This window comes from Isoptericola sediminis, assembly GCF_013085345.1.
GTDB classification, from domain to species: Bacteria; Actinomycetota; Actinomycetes; order Actinomycetales; family Cellulomonadaceae; genus Isoptericola; species Isoptericola sediminis.
Genome location: NZ_JABFAJ010000007.1, coordinates 41952 through 58925, shown reverse-complemented (window position 1 = coordinate 58925; position 16974 = coordinate 41952). Strand labels below are relative to the sequence as shown.

13 protein-coding genes are annotated in these 16974 nt (G+C 75.0%); 11 read left to right on the top strand and 2 right to left on the bottom strand.

What is annotated here, in order from left to right:
* Nucleotides 1–16 precede the first annotated feature (16 nt).
* Nucleotides 17–1030 (bottom strand): DMT family transporter, encoded by a 1014-nt coding sequence (locus HLI28_RS04025; protein ID WP_343035642.1) that lies wholly within the window; start codon nt 1028–1030, stop codon nt 17–19.
* Nucleotides 1031–1090: 60 nt separating this feature from the next.
* On the opposite strand from HLI28_RS04025, the gene HLI28_RS04020 reads away from it, so the two are divergent.
* The 5 genes from HLI28_RS04020 (at nt 1091) to HLI28_RS04000 (ending at nt 6857) form a co-directional block, all read left to right on the top strand.
* Nucleotides 1091–2416 carry a YibE/F family protein gene (locus HLI28_RS04020; protein WP_343035641.1) on the top strand — a complete coding sequence of 442 codons (1326 nt, stop codon included), beginning with the start codon at nt 1091–1093 and terminating at the stop codon, nt 2414–2416.
* Nucleotides 2413–3177 carry an ion channel gene (locus tag HLI28_RS15900; protein WP_171246219.1) on the top strand — a complete coding sequence of 255 codons (765 nt, stop codon included), beginning with the start codon at nt 2413–2415 and terminating at the stop codon, nt 3175–3177. The genes HLI28_RS04020 and HLI28_RS15900 overlap by 4 nt, the downstream gene beginning before the upstream one ends.
* 146 nt (nt 3178–3323) lie before the next feature.
* Nucleotides 3324–4655, top strand: coding sequence for a zinc metallochaperone AztD (gene aztD / locus HLI28_RS04010; RefSeq protein ID WP_171246218.1), 1332 nt, complete (start codon nt 3324–3326; stop codon nt 4653–4655).
* 130 nt (nt 4656–4785) lie between these two features.
* The gene (locus tag HLI28_RS04005) at nt 4786–6165 is read left to right on the top strand and encodes a sensor histidine kinase (RefSeq protein ID WP_171246217.1); all 1380 of its coding nucleotides are present in this window, start codon (nt 4786–4788) and stop codon (nt 6163–6165) included.
* On the top strand, nt 6162–6857 hold the full coding sequence (locus HLI28_RS04000) for a response regulator (protein WP_171246216.1): 696 nt from the start codon (nt 6162–6164) through the stop codon (nt 6855–6857). Before HLI28_RS04005 ends, HLI28_RS04000 begins: the two co-directional genes overlap by 4 nt.
* Nucleotides 6858–6993: 136 nt before the next feature.
* Here the strand turns inward: HLI28_RS04000 and HLI28_RS03995 are convergent, their stop codons facing one another.
* Complete coding sequence (locus HLI28_RS03995) at nt 6994–7983, bottom strand: type IV toxin-antitoxin system AbiEi family antitoxin domain-containing protein (RefSeq protein WP_171246215.1); 990 nt, start codon at nt 7981–7983, stop codon at nt 6994–6996.
* Nucleotides 7984–8190: 207 nt separating this feature from the next.
* On the opposite strand from HLI28_RS03995, the gene HLI28_RS03990 reads away from it, so the two are divergent.
* From HLI28_RS03990 to HLI28_RS03965, 6 genes are read left to right on the top strand one after another with little or no spacing between them, the layout of a single operon-like run.
* Complete coding sequence (locus tag HLI28_RS03990; RefSeq protein WP_171246214.1) at nt 8191–9078, top strand: ABC transporter ATP-binding protein; 888 nt, start codon at nt 8191–8193, stop codon at nt 9076–9078.
* Nucleotides 9075–10316, top strand: a complete 1242-nt coding sequence (locus tag HLI28_RS03985; protein ID WP_171246213.1) for an ABC transporter permease — start codon at nt 9075–9077, stop codon at nt 10314–10316. The genes HLI28_RS03990 and HLI28_RS03985 overlap by 4 nt, the downstream gene beginning before the upstream one ends.
* Before the next feature lie 45 nt (nt 10317–10361).
* The gene (locus tag HLI28_RS03980; protein WP_171246212.1) at nt 10362–11984 is read left to right on the top strand and encodes an outer membrane protein assembly factor BamB family protein; all 1623 of its coding nucleotides are present in this window, start codon (nt 10362–10364) and stop codon (nt 11982–11984) included.
* A gap of 47 nt (nt 11985–12031) precedes the next feature.
* On the top strand, nt 12032–13609 hold the full coding sequence (locus HLI28_RS03975) for an outer membrane protein assembly factor BamB family protein (protein WP_171246211.1): 1578 nt from the start codon (nt 12032–12034) through the stop codon (nt 13607–13609).
* A 10-nt stretch (nt 13610–13619) separates the two neighbouring features.
* Nucleotides 13620–15287, top strand: coding sequence for an outer membrane protein assembly factor BamB family protein (locus tag HLI28_RS03970; protein ID WP_171246210.1), 1668 nt, complete (start codon nt 13620–13622; stop codon nt 15285–15287).
* A 5-nt stretch (nt 15288–15292) separates the two neighbouring features.
* The gene (locus HLI28_RS03965; protein ID WP_171246209.1) at nt 15293–16969 is read left to right on the top strand and encodes an outer membrane protein assembly factor BamB family protein; all 1677 of its coding nucleotides are present in this window, start codon (nt 15293–15295) and stop codon (nt 16967–16969) included.
* The last annotated feature ends 5 nt before the right edge of the window (nt 16970–16974 follow it).

Here is a 16974-nt window from a genome sequence, read left to right as displayed (position 1 = left end):
GCGTCGTCGACCGGGGTCAGCGCCGTCGCCGGAGTCGCGACTCCACGAGCGGGACGGCGACCGCCACCAGGGTCAGGGCGGCGCCGACGTACATGGCCGCACCGGGAGCCGCGGCCCCGGGGACGAGGACGTCGAGCAGGAGCGCGCCGACGACCTGCCCGGCGATGAGCCCCAGACCGAGCAGCAGCACACCGATGCGGTGCACCACGGCCGCCTGGATCGCGATGAACACGATCCCGAGCAGCCCGCCGGAGTACAGCACGAGGTCCAGGGGCCAGCGCGTCGGCAGCGCACCCGCCGGCCATCCGCCCACCAGCACCGACACGGCGAAGGCGACCACCAGCGCCGTCGTGCCGACGAGGAAGTTCATGAACGTCGCCGCCGCCACCCCGGGGAACGTGGACGACGGCGGTGCCCCCGGTGCGGCCGCCGGGACGGCCGCACCCCGTACCCGCCCGTTCATCGCCTGCTGCCAGGCCTGGAAGACCCCGGCGAACAGCGGGACCACGGCCAGCCACACGTCCTCGACGCGGTCCACCGACCCGGACACGGCGACCGCGACGGCGACCACGGTCAGCGTCGGGCCGACGGCGCGGCCCACGGTGACCAGGCGGACCCCGCCCGGGGCGAGCCCGAGCCGGTCCACGACCAGAGAGCTCACGGACTGCCCGGCCACGATCGCCACCATGAACAGCGCGACGCCGAGGGAGGAGACGGTCAGGCCCTGGGCCGCGACGTAGAACCCGCCGCCGAGTCCGCCCAGCACCTCCCAGGGGCGCAGCCCCCCGGTGCGCAGGGCGGTGCGGACGCGACCGAGGGCGGTGCGCGCCGCGGGCCAGCACAGCACCGCGATCGTCAGCCAGAGCAGCCCCGAGCCGAAGGAGACGACGGCCGCCCCGAACCCGCTGCCGACCTCGGTGGCCAGGGTCCCGTTGACCCGGGACTGCGTGGCGGCCGCCAGACCGCCCAGCACGGCGGCCGCGACGCCGGCGACGGTGCCGACGTTGCGCACCGGGTCTGGGGTGATCACCCGCGGAGTGTACGGCGCGGGGTGCGGGACGCCCGAGCGCGGCGTGGCAGGATGCCTGCCGTGACGACCGACGTCGGCGCCCGGCACGCCCGGACCGCCGAGCTGACCACCGTGACCGGCGGTGGGCACGGGCACGGGCACGGTCACGGAGGCCCGGCCCCGCCCGCCCCGCTGCGGACGCGGGTCGTGCTTGCGCTCCTGGTCCTTCCCGCCCTCGTCGCCACCGCCCTGGGGCTGTGGCAGCTGTGGCCGTCGGCCGCCGACGTGCCCGACCGGGTGCCCGTCGTCGTCGAGGGCAGCGAGCTGGTGTCCGCGACCGTCGTCGGCCCGCTCGAGGGCGAGGCCGCCGGGGACGCCTCCTGGCCGACCACGGAGGACTCGACCACCGGCAACGTCGCGATCCGGCTGCCGGACGGGAGCACCTCCGGGATGCAGGCGGAACCACGGTTCGCGCTCGAACCCGGCGACCCCGTCGTGGCGCTGTACATCGGCGACTTCGCCGAGACGCCCGTGCCCTACGTCTTCATGGACTACGAGCGGGAGGTCCCGTTCGCGATCCTGGCGGCCGCGTACGTGCTGGTCGTGCTGCTCGTGGCCCGGTGGCGGGGGCTCGCGGCGCTCGCGGGGCTCGCGGTGGCCTTCGGCGTCTTCGTCACCTTCACCTTCCCCGCGCTGCTGTCCGGGGAGAACGCGATGGGTGTGGCGCTGGTGACCTCGTCGGCGGTGATGCTGGCGGTGCTCTACCTGGCCCACGGCCTGACGGCGCGCACCACCGTCGCGCTGCTCGGGACGCTGGCGGGCCTGGCCCTGACCGCGGGGATCGGGGCCTGGGCGACCGGTGCCGCGCAGATCACGGGGGCCTCGGAGGAGGTCGCGCAGAACCTGCCCGTCATCGCTCCCGGCGTGGACCTGCGCGGCATCGCGCTCTGCGGTCTGGTGCTGGCCGGCATGGGTGTGCTCAACGACGTGACGATCACGCAGGCGTCGGCCGTCTGGGAGCTGCGGGCGCTCGCCCCGACAGCCCCGCGACGGGCGCTGTTCGCCCGGGCGATGCGGATCGGGCGGGACCACATCGCCTCGACGGTCTACACGATCGCGTTCGCCTACGTCGGTGCCGCCCTGCCCCTGCTGCTGACGGTGTGGCTGCTGGACCAGACGCCGTTGATGACCATGACCTCGGGCGAGATCGCCGAGGAGATCGTGCGCACCCTGGTGGGGTCGATCGGTCTGGTGCTGGCGATCCCGATCACGACGGCGATCGCGGCGGTCACGGTGCCGTCGGGCCGCGCCCTGGCGACGGGGGCCGAGGTCGGCCACGATGGGTCGCACGCGACACCGGAGGACGCCGTGCCGAGCCGACCAGATCCCGGGGCTGAGCAGCCGTGACGGGCGACGTCGACCCCGGCGCGCCGCACGAGGGCTTCTTCCCGCGCCGGGCGCAGCCCGTGGCACCCGACGACCCCCGGTTCGACCCGCACTCGCGCTGGGTCGACCGCTTCGGAGTGCTCCTCGCCCTGAGCGCCCTGACGGTCGTGCTGCTGTCGCTCGTGGACCTCCGGTCGGCCCCGGGAGGAGAGCTCGGACCGGCCCTGGCGGGGCTCGCGACGACGGTGACGGTGGGGGCGACCTTCGTGCTGGCGCTGCGTGCGGCCGGCCTGCGCACCCGGCCGCGGAGGTGGCTCTACGTGGCGCTCGGCCTCCTCTTCGTGCTGTCCCTGACGATCGTCCTGGTGCTGGACACCCCCGACGCGGTGACGTCGGTGCCCCCGCTGCTGGCGATCATCGCCGCGATGCCCCCGGTGCTGGTGGTGCGCCGCCTGCTGTACCACCGGGTCGTCTCCCTGGCCACGGTGCTCGGGGCCGTCTCGGCGTACGTGCTGATCGCCGTCGCGTACTACTACGCGTTCATCACCGCCGACGCGGTCTCCTCGACGCCGTTCTTCGGGCAGGAGGAGCCGAGCACGGCGTTCATGTACTTCTCGCTGACGACGATCACGACCCTCGGGTACGGGGACCTCGCGGCGGAGAGCTCGGTGGGCCGGCTGCTGGCCACCAGCGAGGCCGTCATCGGTCAGGTCTACCTGGTGGTCTTCGTGGCCATGATCGTCAGCCTGGCCGCCAACCGCGTGCAGCACCGTCGTCGCTGACCGACCTCCGCTCAGTTGATCATCGTTCTCACTCGTGGTTCACTCATGGGCGTTGATGCGAATGATTCTCATTCGCGCTGATTTCTCGACACCGACCCTGCGCCGTGCCGCGCCCCGGTGTCGTCCCTGACGAGGAAAGAAGCTCGATGACCATCCGATCCCGCGCCACCACGTTGCTCGCGCTCACGCTGCCGCTCGGCCTGCTCGCCGCCTGCGGCACCGACACCACCGACCCGGCCGCCGAGGTCGACCCCGTCCCCTCCGCCGGGGCCGAGGACACCGCGTCCCCCACGGAGGCGGCGTCCCGGACCGCCCGCCTCGCGGTCACCTACGACGGCGGGATCAAGGTCCTCGACGCGATGAGCCTCGAGGAGGTCGCCGACGTCGAGCTCGACGGCTTCAACCGCCTCAACCCCGCCGGTGACGGCCGGCACCTGTCGGTCTCCACCACCGGCGGCTTCCGGCTGCTCGACCTGGGCAGCTGGGGCGAGGGCCACGGGGACCACTTCCACTACTACACCGCCGACCCCGCGCTCACGGACGTCACCTACGATGCGGAGAAGCCCGGCCACGTCGTCCTGCACGACGGCGAGACCGCCTTCTTCGACGACGGCACGGGCCACGTCCAGCTCGTCGACTCCCTCGACGTCGCGGAGGCCGACGCCGAGATCGAGACCGTCGAGCTCCCGGACGCCCACCACGGCGTGGCCGTCCCGCTCGGCGACGGGACGCTGCTGGTCACCGTGGGCACCGAGGACGAGCGCAGCGGTGTCGCGGTCCTGGACGCCGACGGCGAGCAGGTCGCCGCGTACGACGACTGCCCCGGCGTGCACGGCGAGGCCGTCGCCCGGGGCGAGGCCGTCGTCGTCGGCTGCGAGAACGGTGCGGTCGTCCACGCCGACGGCGCGTTCACCGCGGTCAGGACTCCGGACGACTACTCCCGCATCGGCAACCAGTCCGGCACCGAGGACTCGCCGATCGTGCTCGGTGACTACAAGACCGACCCGGACGCCGAGCTCGAGCGGCCGACGCGTGTCAGCCTGATCGACACCCGGGACGCGAGCCATCGGCTCGTCGACCTGCCCGCGGCGTACAGCTTCCGGTCCCTCGCCCGCGGCGACGACGGCGAGGCGCTCGTGCTCACCACCGACGGTGCCCTGCAGATCATCGACCCCGCGTCCGGTGAGATCACCGCCTCCATCCCGGTCGTGGACGCGTGGGAGGAGCCGACGGAGTGGCAGCAGCCGCGCCCTGCGGTCCTGGCGCTCGACGGCTCGGTCTACGTGACCGATCCCGCGAACCAGCAGATCCACGCCGTCGACCTCGTCGAGCAGGAGGTATGGCTGTCCGCCGACCTCGGCGTCGAGGCGAACGAGGTCTCCGGCGTCCTCGGCGCGCCGTCCGCGTCCTCCGAGGAGGCCCAGGACCACGCGGACGAGGACCACGCGGACGAGGACCACGAGGGTCACGACCACTGAGCGAGCTCCGCGTGACGCCGTCGGGCCGGGGTGCGCCGCAACGCACCGGGTCCCGGCGGCGTCACGGGTCGGAGCGAGGTCCGTCGCGCGGGGGAGGCGCCCGGGCGCCGCTCCTCCGTACGCTGGACGGATGCCGCGCCTGCGCCCTACCGAGCTGATCGCCGAGTGGTTCGGTCTCGACGCCGACTTCGAGCGCACCCCGACCGACCCGGTCCTGTCGCGTCGGCACGACGTGTGGCTGGGCCTCGCCCTCGTCGTGCTGGCCGTGTGCGGCTCCGAGCTGGCGCGCTCGGCCGGGATCATCGAGGCGGGGACGCCCGCGTGGCTCGTGGCCGTGCTGTCGGCGGCCGGGGCGCTGCCCCTCGTCGTGCGCCGCCGGTATCCCCTGACGGTCCTCGTGGTCGTCTACGCGCACTTCCTGGTGGTGGGCCTCACCGTCCCGACGATCCCGATGACGGTGGTGCTCCAGGCGGTCTACTTCGTCGCGCTGTACTCGGCCGTCGCCTGGGCGCGGGACCGCCAGGCGATGGTGGTCGTCGTCGGGGTCTGCCTGTTGGCGATGTTCACCTGGCTCCTGTGGGAGATCGCCGTGGGCTCGGGACTGCAGCAGGCCGCCGAGTCGCAGGGACTCCTCGACGAGCCGCCCGGCTCCGTCGACCCGATCGTCGCCATGGTCGCCAACGTGTGGCTGATCAACATCGCGTACTTCCTCGGTGCGATCGCGATCGGCCAGGTGTCCTGGAACGCCGCGCGGCGTCGCCGCCAGCTCGGCGAGCAGACCGCCACGATCGAACGGCAGTCCGCCGAGCTGCAGCGGCGTGCCGTCGTCTCGGACCGGCTGCGCATCGCCCGGGAGCTGCACGATGTCGTCGCCCACCACGTCTCGGTCATCGGCATCCAGGCCGCGGCGGCCCGCCGGCTGCTGGCCAAGGGCGACACCGCCGCGCAGGACCCCGGGGTGCCGCTGGCGGTGATCGAGTCCGCCTCCCGGGAGGCGGTGACCCAGATGCGGGGGCTGGTGGGGACCCTGCGGGACACCGGCACCGACGCGGCCGGTGCCGACGACACCGGCGGGCGCTCGCCCGGGCCGGGGCTGCCGGACATCCCCGCGCTGGCGGCCGCCGAGGACGGGCTGGACGTCGCCTACGCGCTGGTCGCGGAACCTTCCGGGGCGGAGGCCGACGTCCCCGCCCCGCTGGCGTTGAGTCTCTACCGGACGGTCCAGGAGGGACTGGCCAACGTGCGCAAGCACTCGACGGCCCGCAGGGCCTCCGTCACGGTCCGGGTGGACCGCCGCGATGGCGGCGCGCCCGGTGCCTCGGCGGGCTTCGCGGAGGTCGAGGTGCTCGACGACGGTCGCGCACGGCCGGGGTCGTCCGGCACGGGGCTGGGGCTCGTCGGGCTCCGGGAGCGCGTCGCCGCCCACCACGGAGTGGCCGAGATCGGCCCGCGGGTGACCGGCGGCTACCGGGTGCGCGTGCGGCTCCCCCTCCCGGAGGACGGGTCGTGACCTCGGTGCTGCTCGTGGACGACCAGCGGCTGGTGCGGTCGGGGTTCCGGCTCATCCTGGCCCTCGAGGACGACCTGGACGTCGTCGGGGAGGCGGGGGACGGCGTCGACGCCGTGGCGGCGGCCCGCGAGCTGCGGCCCGACGTCGTGCTCATGGACGTCCAGATGCCGGTGATGGACGGGATCGAGGCGACCCGCCGGATCGTCGCGGAGGACCTGTCCCGCGTGCTGGTGCTCACGACGTTCGACGACGACGCCTACGTCTTCGACGCCCTGGCCGCCGGTGCGTCGGGGTTCCTGCTGAAGAACGCCGACGCCGACCATCTCGTCGATGCCGTGCGCACCGTCGCCGACGGCCACGGGCTGCTGTCGCCGCAGGTGACGCGGCGGGTCGTGGAGCGGATGGTGGCCCGGGGCGCCGCCGGCCCGGCGCAGGCACCGGCCGTCCGGGACGCCGTCACGCCGCCGTCGGCCCCGGGTCTGGACCGGTTGACAGCCCGGGAGCACGAGGTGCTGGTGCAGGTGGGCCGCGGGCTGTCCAACGCGGAGATCGCCGCCGAGCTGTACCTGGGCGAGGCGACCGTCAAGACGCACGTGTCCAACGTGCTGTCCAAGCTCCACCTGCGCGACCGGGTCCAGGCGGTCGTCTACGTCCACCGGCACGGTCTGCAGGACGGGCCGGATCCGGCGTAGTGGACGGTCAGCCATCAGCCGGTGATGCCTGACCTTCCGCGTCGTCGCCGAGGGCCGTGCGTGCGTGACGACGCGCCCGGTCAGCGCTCCGGAGGTGACGGCTGACCAGGGCCGTCGTCGACCGGCAGGTGCCTCGTCACCTCGGCAGGACGAAGCCGTGGTCCGCCCGGACCGGGTGAGGGCGCCAGCCCTCCGCGGCCAGGAGCCGGGCCACTTCCCGGGCGACGGTGCCGTTGCAGGCCTCACGCCCCGTGTACCGGCGGACCAGGGACCGCCGTCCGCTGATCCGGTTCTGACGGATCCGGTCGGCGACGAGGGCCTCCGGCCCGGTGTGGGCATCACGCCCGTCGATCTCGACCAGCAGCGCGCTCCCGTCGGGAAGCAGCCACGCCAGGTCGACGCGGGCCACGACCCGCCCGGACTCCCCGACCAGCCGCAGCTGCAGGGCGTCCGGCTCGACGCCGGCGTCGGCGCAGCTCAGGCGTGCCCAGGTCTCGGCCGGTGACTCGGCGCGCGGGTCGCACTCGTCCCACCAGGACCGGCGCGCGGCCGACCCGGCGAGGTCGCCGGACTTCTCCCGGGCGCGGTCCAGGAGTGCGCGTGAGACGAGACCTCGGTGGCCCGCCGAGTCCATCATCGCGACGGCGCGGTACCTCGGCAGCGTCGGGACCGCCTGGGCCAGGGCGTCCTCCGGCAGGGCGCAGGCGATGCCGTCGACCTCCGCCCAGCGGCGGAGCCGCAGCCGACGGACACGGACGGGGCCGGGGCCGCGGCGTGCGGACCCGTCCGGGACCGTGACCTCCGACCGGACCTCGACCGGTGCCCCCTGGACGCCGTGCAGGACCAGCGCGGCGACACCGGTGGCCACGGTGCCGGGGCACGCCAGCGGACCGAGCAGGGCGGCGCGTCGTCGCGCGCGGTCGAGGCGGTCCCGTCCCGGCTCCCCGGGGACTCCGGTGTCGTACACGCCGCGGACCGGGCGGCGCCAGCGCCCCTGGGCGACCAGGCGCGCCGCCTGCTGACGGGTGATGCCGGACGACCTGCACTGGTCGGTCGAGAGCAGTCCCTCCTGCCGGGCCGCGATCCGTCGAGCGCGCTCCGGGACGACCAACGGGGGTGACGGCACCGCCCCAGCAGACCAGGCGGAAGGAATCGCCGGGCACGTCGTCCACAGGATGTGACCATCCCGACGTGCTCGGTCACGCATCCATCGCCGATCGATGACCGCGGACGACGTCGCCGACGACGCGGTGATCTCGCCCGCACGACGGAGCCGCGCAGGTCCTCCTCACGGCGGATCCGCGACCGGCACCGCGCCCGTAGCGTGAGTCGCATGTCCACACTCGAGGTCAGGGACCTGACCAGAACCTTCGGCGACCTGCGCGCCGTCGACGGCGTCTCCTTCGCCGCCCGTGGCGGGATGCTCACCGGGTTCGTCGGTTCGAACGGCGCCGGCAAGACGTCCACGATGCGGATGATGATGGGGGTCCTCGCCTCCACCTCCGGGGACGTGCTCTTCGACGGCGCCCCCGTCACCCGGGCGGACCGCCGCACCTTCGGCTACATGCCCGAGGAACGCGGCCTCTACCCGAAGCAGCCGGCCCTGGACCAGCTCGTCTACCTCGCGCGGCTGCGCGGCATCCCGGCCGCCACGGCGCGCGCCGAGGCCCTGGAGCACCTGGACCGCCTCGGCCTGGCCGACCGCGCCAAGGACCACGTGGAGAAGCTGAGCCTCGGCAACCAGCAGCGCGTCCAGATCACGGCGGCGCTCATGGGCCGGCCGCGGGCGCTGATCCTCGACGAGCCGTTCTCCGGGCTCGACCCCACCGCCGTGGACGACATGGTCGACCTGCTGCGGGGGCACACCGCACGGGGGGTGCCGGTGCTGTTCAGCTCCCACCAGCTCGACCTCGTCGAGCGGCTGTGCGAGCGGCTCGTCATCCTGCGCGGCGGCCGGGTCGTGGCGGACGGGACCCCCGCCGAGCTGCAGGAGACGGGCACCGTGCGGCACCGGCTGGTGCTCGGCGGCGACGCCGGCTGGGTCCGGGGCGTGCCGGGTGTGCACGCCGTCGACGTGGACGGCGCGACGGCGCTGCTGGAGCTCGCCGACGAGGAGGCGGCCCGGCGTCTGCTCGCCGCGGCGGTCGAGCGGGGCACCGTGCGCGAGCTCTCCCCGGTCCGCCCGTCCCTGGCCCAGATCTACCGCGAGGTGACCTCATGACCACGTCCACGCAGCAACCGACACGCCTCGCCGCGGACTCGTCGCCCGGACGGCAGGACGAGGGCACCCGGGGCGCCTGGCGACTGGTGATGCAGCGCGAGATCGTCACCCGCGCGATGAACCGGGCCTTCGTCGTCGGCCTCGTCGTCTCGCTCGTCGTCATCGTCGCTCTCGCGGCGTTCTTCGCCTGGCAGGCCAACCGGGTCGACACCACCACCGTCGCGGTGAGCAGCGACGACACCGCCGCCGTCGCGGCGGTGACGTCCGCCGACGAGCTGGCCGCCGACGAGGGCGGGAACGACGAGATCGACGTCCTCGAGGTGGCCGACGCGGACGCGGCACGGAGGGCGCTCGCGGCCGGTGACGCCGACGCCTGGCTGCATCCGGGCGACGACGGCTGGGTGCTCGCCGGCCAGGGTGAGCCGGGCGGGTCCGTGGAGCGGTTCGTGGCCACCGCCGTCGAGCAGCAGGTGGTGGCGGCGAACGCCGAGGCGGCCGGCACCTCGGTGACGGAGCTGTCGGCCGGCGCCGAGCTGACCACCGAGGCCCTGGAACCCGACGCTGTCGGTGAGCAGGCGCTCTTCTTCGCGACCCTCGCGCTGTCGTTCCTGTTCTTCGCGGGGGCGATCACCTCGGGCAACATGATCGCGAGCTCCGTGGTCGAGGAGAAGCAGTCCCGCCTCGTGGAGATCATCGCCACCGCGATCCCGCTGCGTCAGCTGCTGGCCGGCAAGATCCTGGGCAGCTCGGTCATCGCCGTGGGCCAGAACCTGCTGTTCGCGGGGATCGGCCTGGTCGCGGTCTCGGCGAGCCCGGTCTCGATGGCGTTGCCGGCGCTGTCGACGTCGCTGATCTGGTTCGTGGTGTTCTTCACGGTCGGGTTCCTGGCGCTGGCGGCCCTGTACGCGGTCGCCGGGGCCCTGGCCAGCCGCGCCGAGGACCTGCAGTACACGGCCACGCCGATGACCTTCCTGGTGATGGGCGTCTACTTCGTGACGTTCTCCGCCTCGGGCGCGTTCCTCACCGTGCTGTCGTACGTGCCGATCGCGTCGGTGGTGGCGATGCCGGCCCGGGTGCTGGCGCGGGACGCGGCGTGGTGGGAGCCGGTGGTCTCGCTGGTGCTCCTGGCCGGGTTCGCCGCGGCGGCGTTGCTGGTCTCCGAGCGGGCGTTCCGCGGGTCGCTGCTGCAGACGGGCGGCCGCGTGTCCTGGCGGCAGGCGCTGCGCCCGCAGAACTAGTCAAGGGGTTACCTTGAGGCGATCGTGACGGATAGATTGCCGGGTATGTCCCCACCGCATGACCACGTCCGGTTCGATCTCGTCGCCGACGACGAGGGCGGTCCCGGGGACGGCGGAGGGACGGCCGGCGCCGGGTCGGCGGGCGAACCCACCGTGCCCGGCTGGTTCAGCCGCCACGTCGGCGGGCCGGTCCGCGCACGCTGGCGGGCGACACCTCGTCGGCTGCAGATCGGGATCGTCGCCGTGACGACCGTCGCCGTCGTCGGGGCGGCGGCCGGGATCGCAGCGCTCGACGCCCGGGCCGACGCCGCGCACGCGGAGCACATGGCGGCGATGCCGGGCGGGGTCGCGGACCTCTCCGAGCCGCTGCACGAGACGTGGCGGGTGGAGACCGACGACGGCGTCCTGGCGGTGCTCCCGGACGGTGTCGTCGTCACCCGCGACGGGGCCGACGTGCTCGGGGTCGACGCGGCCACGGGCGAGGAGGTGTGGCGGCACGAGCTGGGCGCACTCGCCGAGTGCGGCTCGAGGTCGACCGGAGCCGCGGTCGCGCCGTCGGGGACGCTCGTGTGCGTGCACGGCGCGGGCGAACGCACCGCGACCGTGCTGGACGCCACGGGCGTGGTGCTCGGGGAACGCGACCTGGGCTTCGCCAACTGGGGTCGCGAGATCTGGGACCGGGACGCACCGCAGATCCTCCCGGCGCAGGACGGGACGATCGCCGTGCTCGAACGCGCCACGCACGGTCTGGCGCTCGACCCGACCGACCCCGTCGCGGACCTGGCGCGGGCCCGCTCCGAGGGACGCTGGCAGGACCCGACGGTCCGGGTCGAGGACGCCCTGACCGGTGAGGTCCGGGGCGAGGCGACGCTCGAGCTCCGCACCGCCGCGGACCTGGCGGGCTGTGCCACGAGCGACGGCCCGGACGGCAGCTCGACGCTCCACGTGGCGCCCACCCTCTGGGTCTGGGGCGGGGAGGTCCACTTCTCGGTGTGTCGGGAGTCCGTCGCGCTGAGCACCGACGGTGAGCGGTCCGAGCCCGTGCGGTACCCGTCGGTCGACGGAGGGTTCGTGCAGCCCGTCGAGGGCGGGACGCGCCTGGTGGACGCCTCGGGCGACGTCGAACGCACGATCCCCGGAGCCGTCGTCGAGCCGACGGTCGTCGACGGTACGACGGGGCCGCGACTCGTCCTGGTCGAGGAGGGACGTCTGGCGGGTCTCGGCGACGGCGACCGGCTGTGGACGGCCGACGCCGAGGAGATCGACGGCTACCTGGCACGTGCCGACGGGGTCGCCGTGCTGCTCCTCGACGACGGCACGGTCTCGGCCGTCGACCTCGGGACGGGTGACGTCCGGTGGACCCGCGACGATCTGTCGCCCGGTGACCACGGCGGGGTGCACGGCGCCGCCACCGACGGTTCGATCGCGCTGCTGACCGTCACCGGCGGCCCGCTGACCGATCTCGTCGCGGTCGACCTCGACGATGGCCGGACGGTGTGGAGCACCACCGCGGACGCCCGCTACGGCAGTGTCTCCGTCGTAGCCGGGCGACCCGTCCTCGTCGACGCGATGGGCGGCGGCTTCGTCACGACGGTCGACGGGGTGCAGGTCGAGACCGCCGACGCCGCACTGGTCGGCCTGGCGCCCGAGGTCCTGGGTGTCGGCTAGAGCGGGCAGCGGCGGGAGCCTGCCGCTGCGGCGGTAGATTGCAGGGTATGCCGCGACGGCCCGATCCCGTGCAGATCGACCTCGCCCCGGACGAGGGCGAGGAGGACGACGGCGGCCGCGGACCGGGTGTCGACGGGTCGACCCGGGGGGCCGCGCCGGGCGGGCCGGGCTGGTTCCGGCGGCACGTCGCCGGCCCGCTCGGGGCGCGGTGGCGGGCCGCGTCGCCCCGGCTCCGTGTCGGGGCCGTCGGCGTCGCGGCGCTCGCCGTGCTCGGGACGGCGGCCGGGGTCGCGGTCACCGACAGCCGGGCCGATGCCGCGCACGCGGCGCACATGGCGACGATGCCGGGCGGTGTCGCCGACCTCTCCACCCCGCTGCGCGAGGTCTGGCGGGTCGCGACCGACGACGGTGTCCTCGCGGTCCTGCCCGACGGGGTCGTCGTCACGCGCGCGGACTCCGAACTCCTCGCGGTCGACACGACGACCGGTGACGAGGTGTGGCGGCACGCCCTGGGCGAGCAGCCGCGGTGCGGACCGCGGCCGACGTTCCCCGTGGAGTTCGTGGAACCCGTGGACCGTCTCGTCTGCCTCGAGGGGGCGCCCGCACGCCGGGCCGTCGTCGTCGACGCCGCCGGGCAGGTGCAGGGGCGCCGCGACCTGGGCCTGGTCAACGACCGCACGCTCGAGACGTGGACCGCCGGGGCGCCGCGGGTCGAACCGGGTCCGGACGGGTCCGTGGCGGTCGGGGCGCGGTCGGCGGCCCTCCTCACGGTCGACGACGCCGACGAGGCCGCGACGCGGCTCGCCGCGATCCAGCAGTCCGAGGACTGGCAGGACCCCGTCCTGCGGCTCCAGGACGCGGCGTCCGGTGCCGAGCGGGCGCGGGTCCCCGTGGAGCTGCGCACCGCCGCCGAGCTGCGGGCCTGCGGTCTCGCGTCCGGCCCCGAGGGGCAGGACCTCATCTCGATCCACACGTCCGTCCTGACGACGTCCTCCACGGTCCGCCTCGCGGTATGCGGCAGCAGCACGGCGATGCTCCCGGACGGGTCGACGGTGGACGGTCTGGCCCTGCCGTCGGTGGACGGGGGCTGGAACCTGTTCGAGGGCGGCGGCACCCGGCTGACGGACGCGAGCGGGCGGGGCGACGTCGTCGTCGTCCGCGGCTACGTCTTCGAGCCGATGGCCGTCGACAGCAGGACGGGGCCGCTGTTCGCCCGCTCCCGCGGAGGTCTCACCGCCTACGACTCCACCGGCCAGGAGGTCTGGTCCGCCGACGTCGGCACGGTGCACGGCGTGCTGGCGCGGGCCGGGGGGACGGTCGTGGCCCAGGTCGGGTCGGACGCCGGCCTCGTCGGGATCGACGTCGCCACGGGTGCGGTGCGCTGGACCCGGGACGACCTGCGCACGACCGGCGCCGGACCGCGCGGTGGAGGCGTCGTCACCGACGGCACCCTGGTGCTGCTCCCCGCCGTCGGCGCGGACGGGTCGGCGGGCCTGCTCGCCCTCGACCTCGCGGACGGCACCACCCGCTGGCACACGGACGCGGTCGGCACGGTCCGGGTCGCGGCCATCGGTGGCAGCGTCGTGCGGACGGCCGACGACGCGATCGTCGGCCTGGCGAGCTAGGGTCGCGCGCATGGGCCGTCAGCGCGGGGGCGAGGTCGTCACCTTCGACGTGTCCCACGACGCCGCGGACCCGGACGCCACCGGGTACCCGGACGGCGGCCCGGCACCCGGCCGGACCGGACGCGCCGTCCGGGCGGTCGAACGGTGGCGCCGGGCGGGTCGCCGCCAGCGCCGCACCGCGCTCGGGATCGCGGCCGTCGCCGTCCTCGTGCTCACCGGGGGCGCGGTGGCGGCCGGCGCCCTGGCCGACCACGTCGAGACCGACCGGCTGCGCACCGCACCGGGTGGTGTGCTCTCCCTGGACGGCGCGCTGACCGAGGTCTGGCACGCGGACGTCGACGGTCTCGCGACGGTGCTGCCCGACGGCGGTCTCGCCGTGGTCAGAGGTGCTGACCTGGTGGCTCTCGAGGTCGCCACCGGCATCGAGCGCTGGCGCACCACCCTCGACGACGGGCTCGAGTGCGGCCCGCGTCCCCGGCTCGGCAGCGGCGTCGAGTGGACGATCCCGGTCGAGACCGTCACGTGCGTGCACGGCGCGGACGGTGCGCGTGCCGTCACGGTGCTGGACGCCGACGGGGACGTCGTCGGGCGGCGTGACCTGGACGACGACCGCTACGGCGGGCCGCTGCGCGCGGTCGCCCCGGCGGCGCACGGCGGGCTGCTCGTCGCCGAGCACGACAGCGACCTGCCCGCCCAGGTGACGTTCGCGTCGCGGCGGCAGGTGTTCGCCGAGCTCCTCCGTCCGGGGCTCGAGCCGGGGTCGACGCAGGTCCGGCTGGAGGACGCCCTGACCGGGGAGCGGCGCCAGACCCTGGACCTGGCCGCGCTGTCCGACGTCGTCGCCAGCGACTGCTACGACCTGGGCGCCGACGGACCGAGCGGCGACGCGGTCCCCGGGCCGGGGGGCCGGGCCGTGCTCGACCTCGGCGTCCTGCTGGGCACCCCGTCGATGGTCGCCTTCGACGGCTGCGCCGTCGACGGGGGTGCCACGTACGCGGGGGTCCCGCTCGGGCACGCCACGGACCGGAGCACCTGGCCGGACGATCCCGTCCGCCAGCCCGCCCCGGGTGACCGGTTCGTCGCCCCGCAGGGGTCCGGCACGATCGTGCAGACCGACGACGGCACCCCGGTGCTGGAGCTCCCGGACCTGCGGGTGGAGGTCCCGGCGACCGACGGCAGCAGCGGGTCCGGCCAGGTCGCCGTCGGCACCGACCGTGTCGTCGCTCTCGCCGACGACGGGACCGAACGCTGGGAGGTGTCGCTGGACGACCCGCAGGTCCTGGTGCGGACCGCCGACGTCGTCGTGGCGGGCGGCTGGAACCTGCTGGCCGCGTACGACCCGGCCGACGGGTCGGAGCGGTGGAGCCTGGCACCCGACGCCGGCCCGCGGCGGTACGTGCTGTCGGCAGCCACGGACGGGGAGCGGATGACCGGTGTGCTGCTGGAGTTCCCCGCCACGGGGCCGGCCACGTTCTCGCTGTTCACGATCGACCTGCGCACGGGACGGGAGGTCGCCCCGCGGGTCCCGCTCGGGGACGGACGGCTCGGGGAGACGGGACAGCTCGTCGCGGTCGACGGCCACCTGCTGGTCCCCGAGTTCGCCGACCGCGAGGCCATGACCGCCGGGCCGGGCAGCGCGGTGGTGGGTCTCACCGTCCTCGCCCCCGAGGGGGCGTGAGCGGCATGGCGGCACGACCCGACGGCCCCGTGGTCGCGTTCGACGTGTCCGCCGACGGGGACGACGCGGGGGGACCCCCGGGCGGCGAGCCGCGTCCGCCGGACCGGCCGGAGTGGTGGCCCCGGGCGGCCGCGTGGTGGCGAGCGGCCTCGCGCCGCCGACGCCGGGCCGCGGTCGTGGCGGTCGGCGGTGCCCTGCTGGCCGTCGCGGGGGCGTCCGTCGTCGGTCTGCAGGTGGCCGAGCAGGTCCGGGCGGACCGGCTGCGGGCCGCTCCCGGCGGCGTGGTGTCCCTGCACGGTGATCTCGGCGAGGCGTGGAGCACCGAGGCCTCCGCCGTGGTCGCGGTGCTGGCCGACGGGGGTCTCGCGTTCGTCGACGGTGAGGAGGTCGTCGTCCGGGACGTCGCCGACGGCACCGAACGTTGGCGTGCCGATCTCGGACCTGAGCCGGAGTGCGGCCCGCGCCCCCGCCTGAGCAGCGGTGTCGAGTGGACGATGACGACCGACCTCGTGACCTGCCTGCACGGCACCGCGGGCGCGCGGACGGTCACGGTGCTCGACGCCACCGGTGCACAGGTGGGGGAGCGGGCGCTCGACCCGCAGCCGAGCCCCGAGGCCGGGGTGTTCGTGGCGCCCGCAGCCGCCGGCGGGCTGGCCGTGGTCGAGCACGAGATCGACCTGCCGGAACCGCGGACGGTGGAGAACTCGTCGGCGCCACGGGTGGTCGCGGGGATCGACCCCGAGGGGCTGGGCCCGGCGACGCTGCGCGTGGAGGACGCCCTCACCGGTGCCGTGCGGGCCGAGAGCACGGCGGAACGGTGGCCGCAGTCCCTGCAGGACTGCGTCGTCCTCACGGCCGACGCCGCGGGACGACCCCGTCCGGCGACCACGCGGATCGAGCTGAAGGGAGTCCGCGAACCGATCGCGACACCGTCGGTCGTGGGATACCAGATGTGCCAGGGCGGTACGGGGATGGCGACGGACGGTACGCCGCTGGGCGTCACCGACGTGGCCGGTGTCGCGTTCGCCGACCTGCCGTCCGGGGAGCTCGTCGAGCCGTTCCCGGGGGGTGGCTTCGTGGTGTCCCGGCGTCTCGCCGGTGCGGGGTTGGTGGCCGACGACGGCGCGGGGCCGGCCCTCGACCCCGACAGCAGGGTGCAGGCACCCGCGGCGCAGGTGGGGACGGCCGACCCCGCGGTGATCGCCACCCGGGGCAGCACGGTCGTCGGGCTGGCGTCGGACGGGGAGACGCGCTGGGAGACCGAGCTCGAGGGCCGTGCCCGGGTGCTCGCCCGCGCCGCGGGGGTCACCGTGGTGTCCACCGACGTGTCCACCGACCTGGTGGCCCTGGACGACGGGGACGGCGCGGAGCGGTGGCGCATCGACATGGTCCATCCCGCACCGGACGGTCGCTGGGTGTGGCCGACGTCGGCCGTCACCGACGGCGAGCGCGTCACGGTCGCGCTGATGGAGGGCATCGACGCAGGTCCCACCTGGCCCGGCAGCCTCCTCATGGTCGATCTCACCAGCGGCGACGCGCAGCGCACGGGCCTGGACCTGGACGGTCTGCCGTGGGTCACCGCCGTGGACGGGCACCTGCTGCTGCACGAGGTCCGTCAGGACGGTCCCTTCTTCCGGGCCTGGCCCGAGATCACCTCGGTCAGAGTGCTCGAACAGCGGTAACGTCG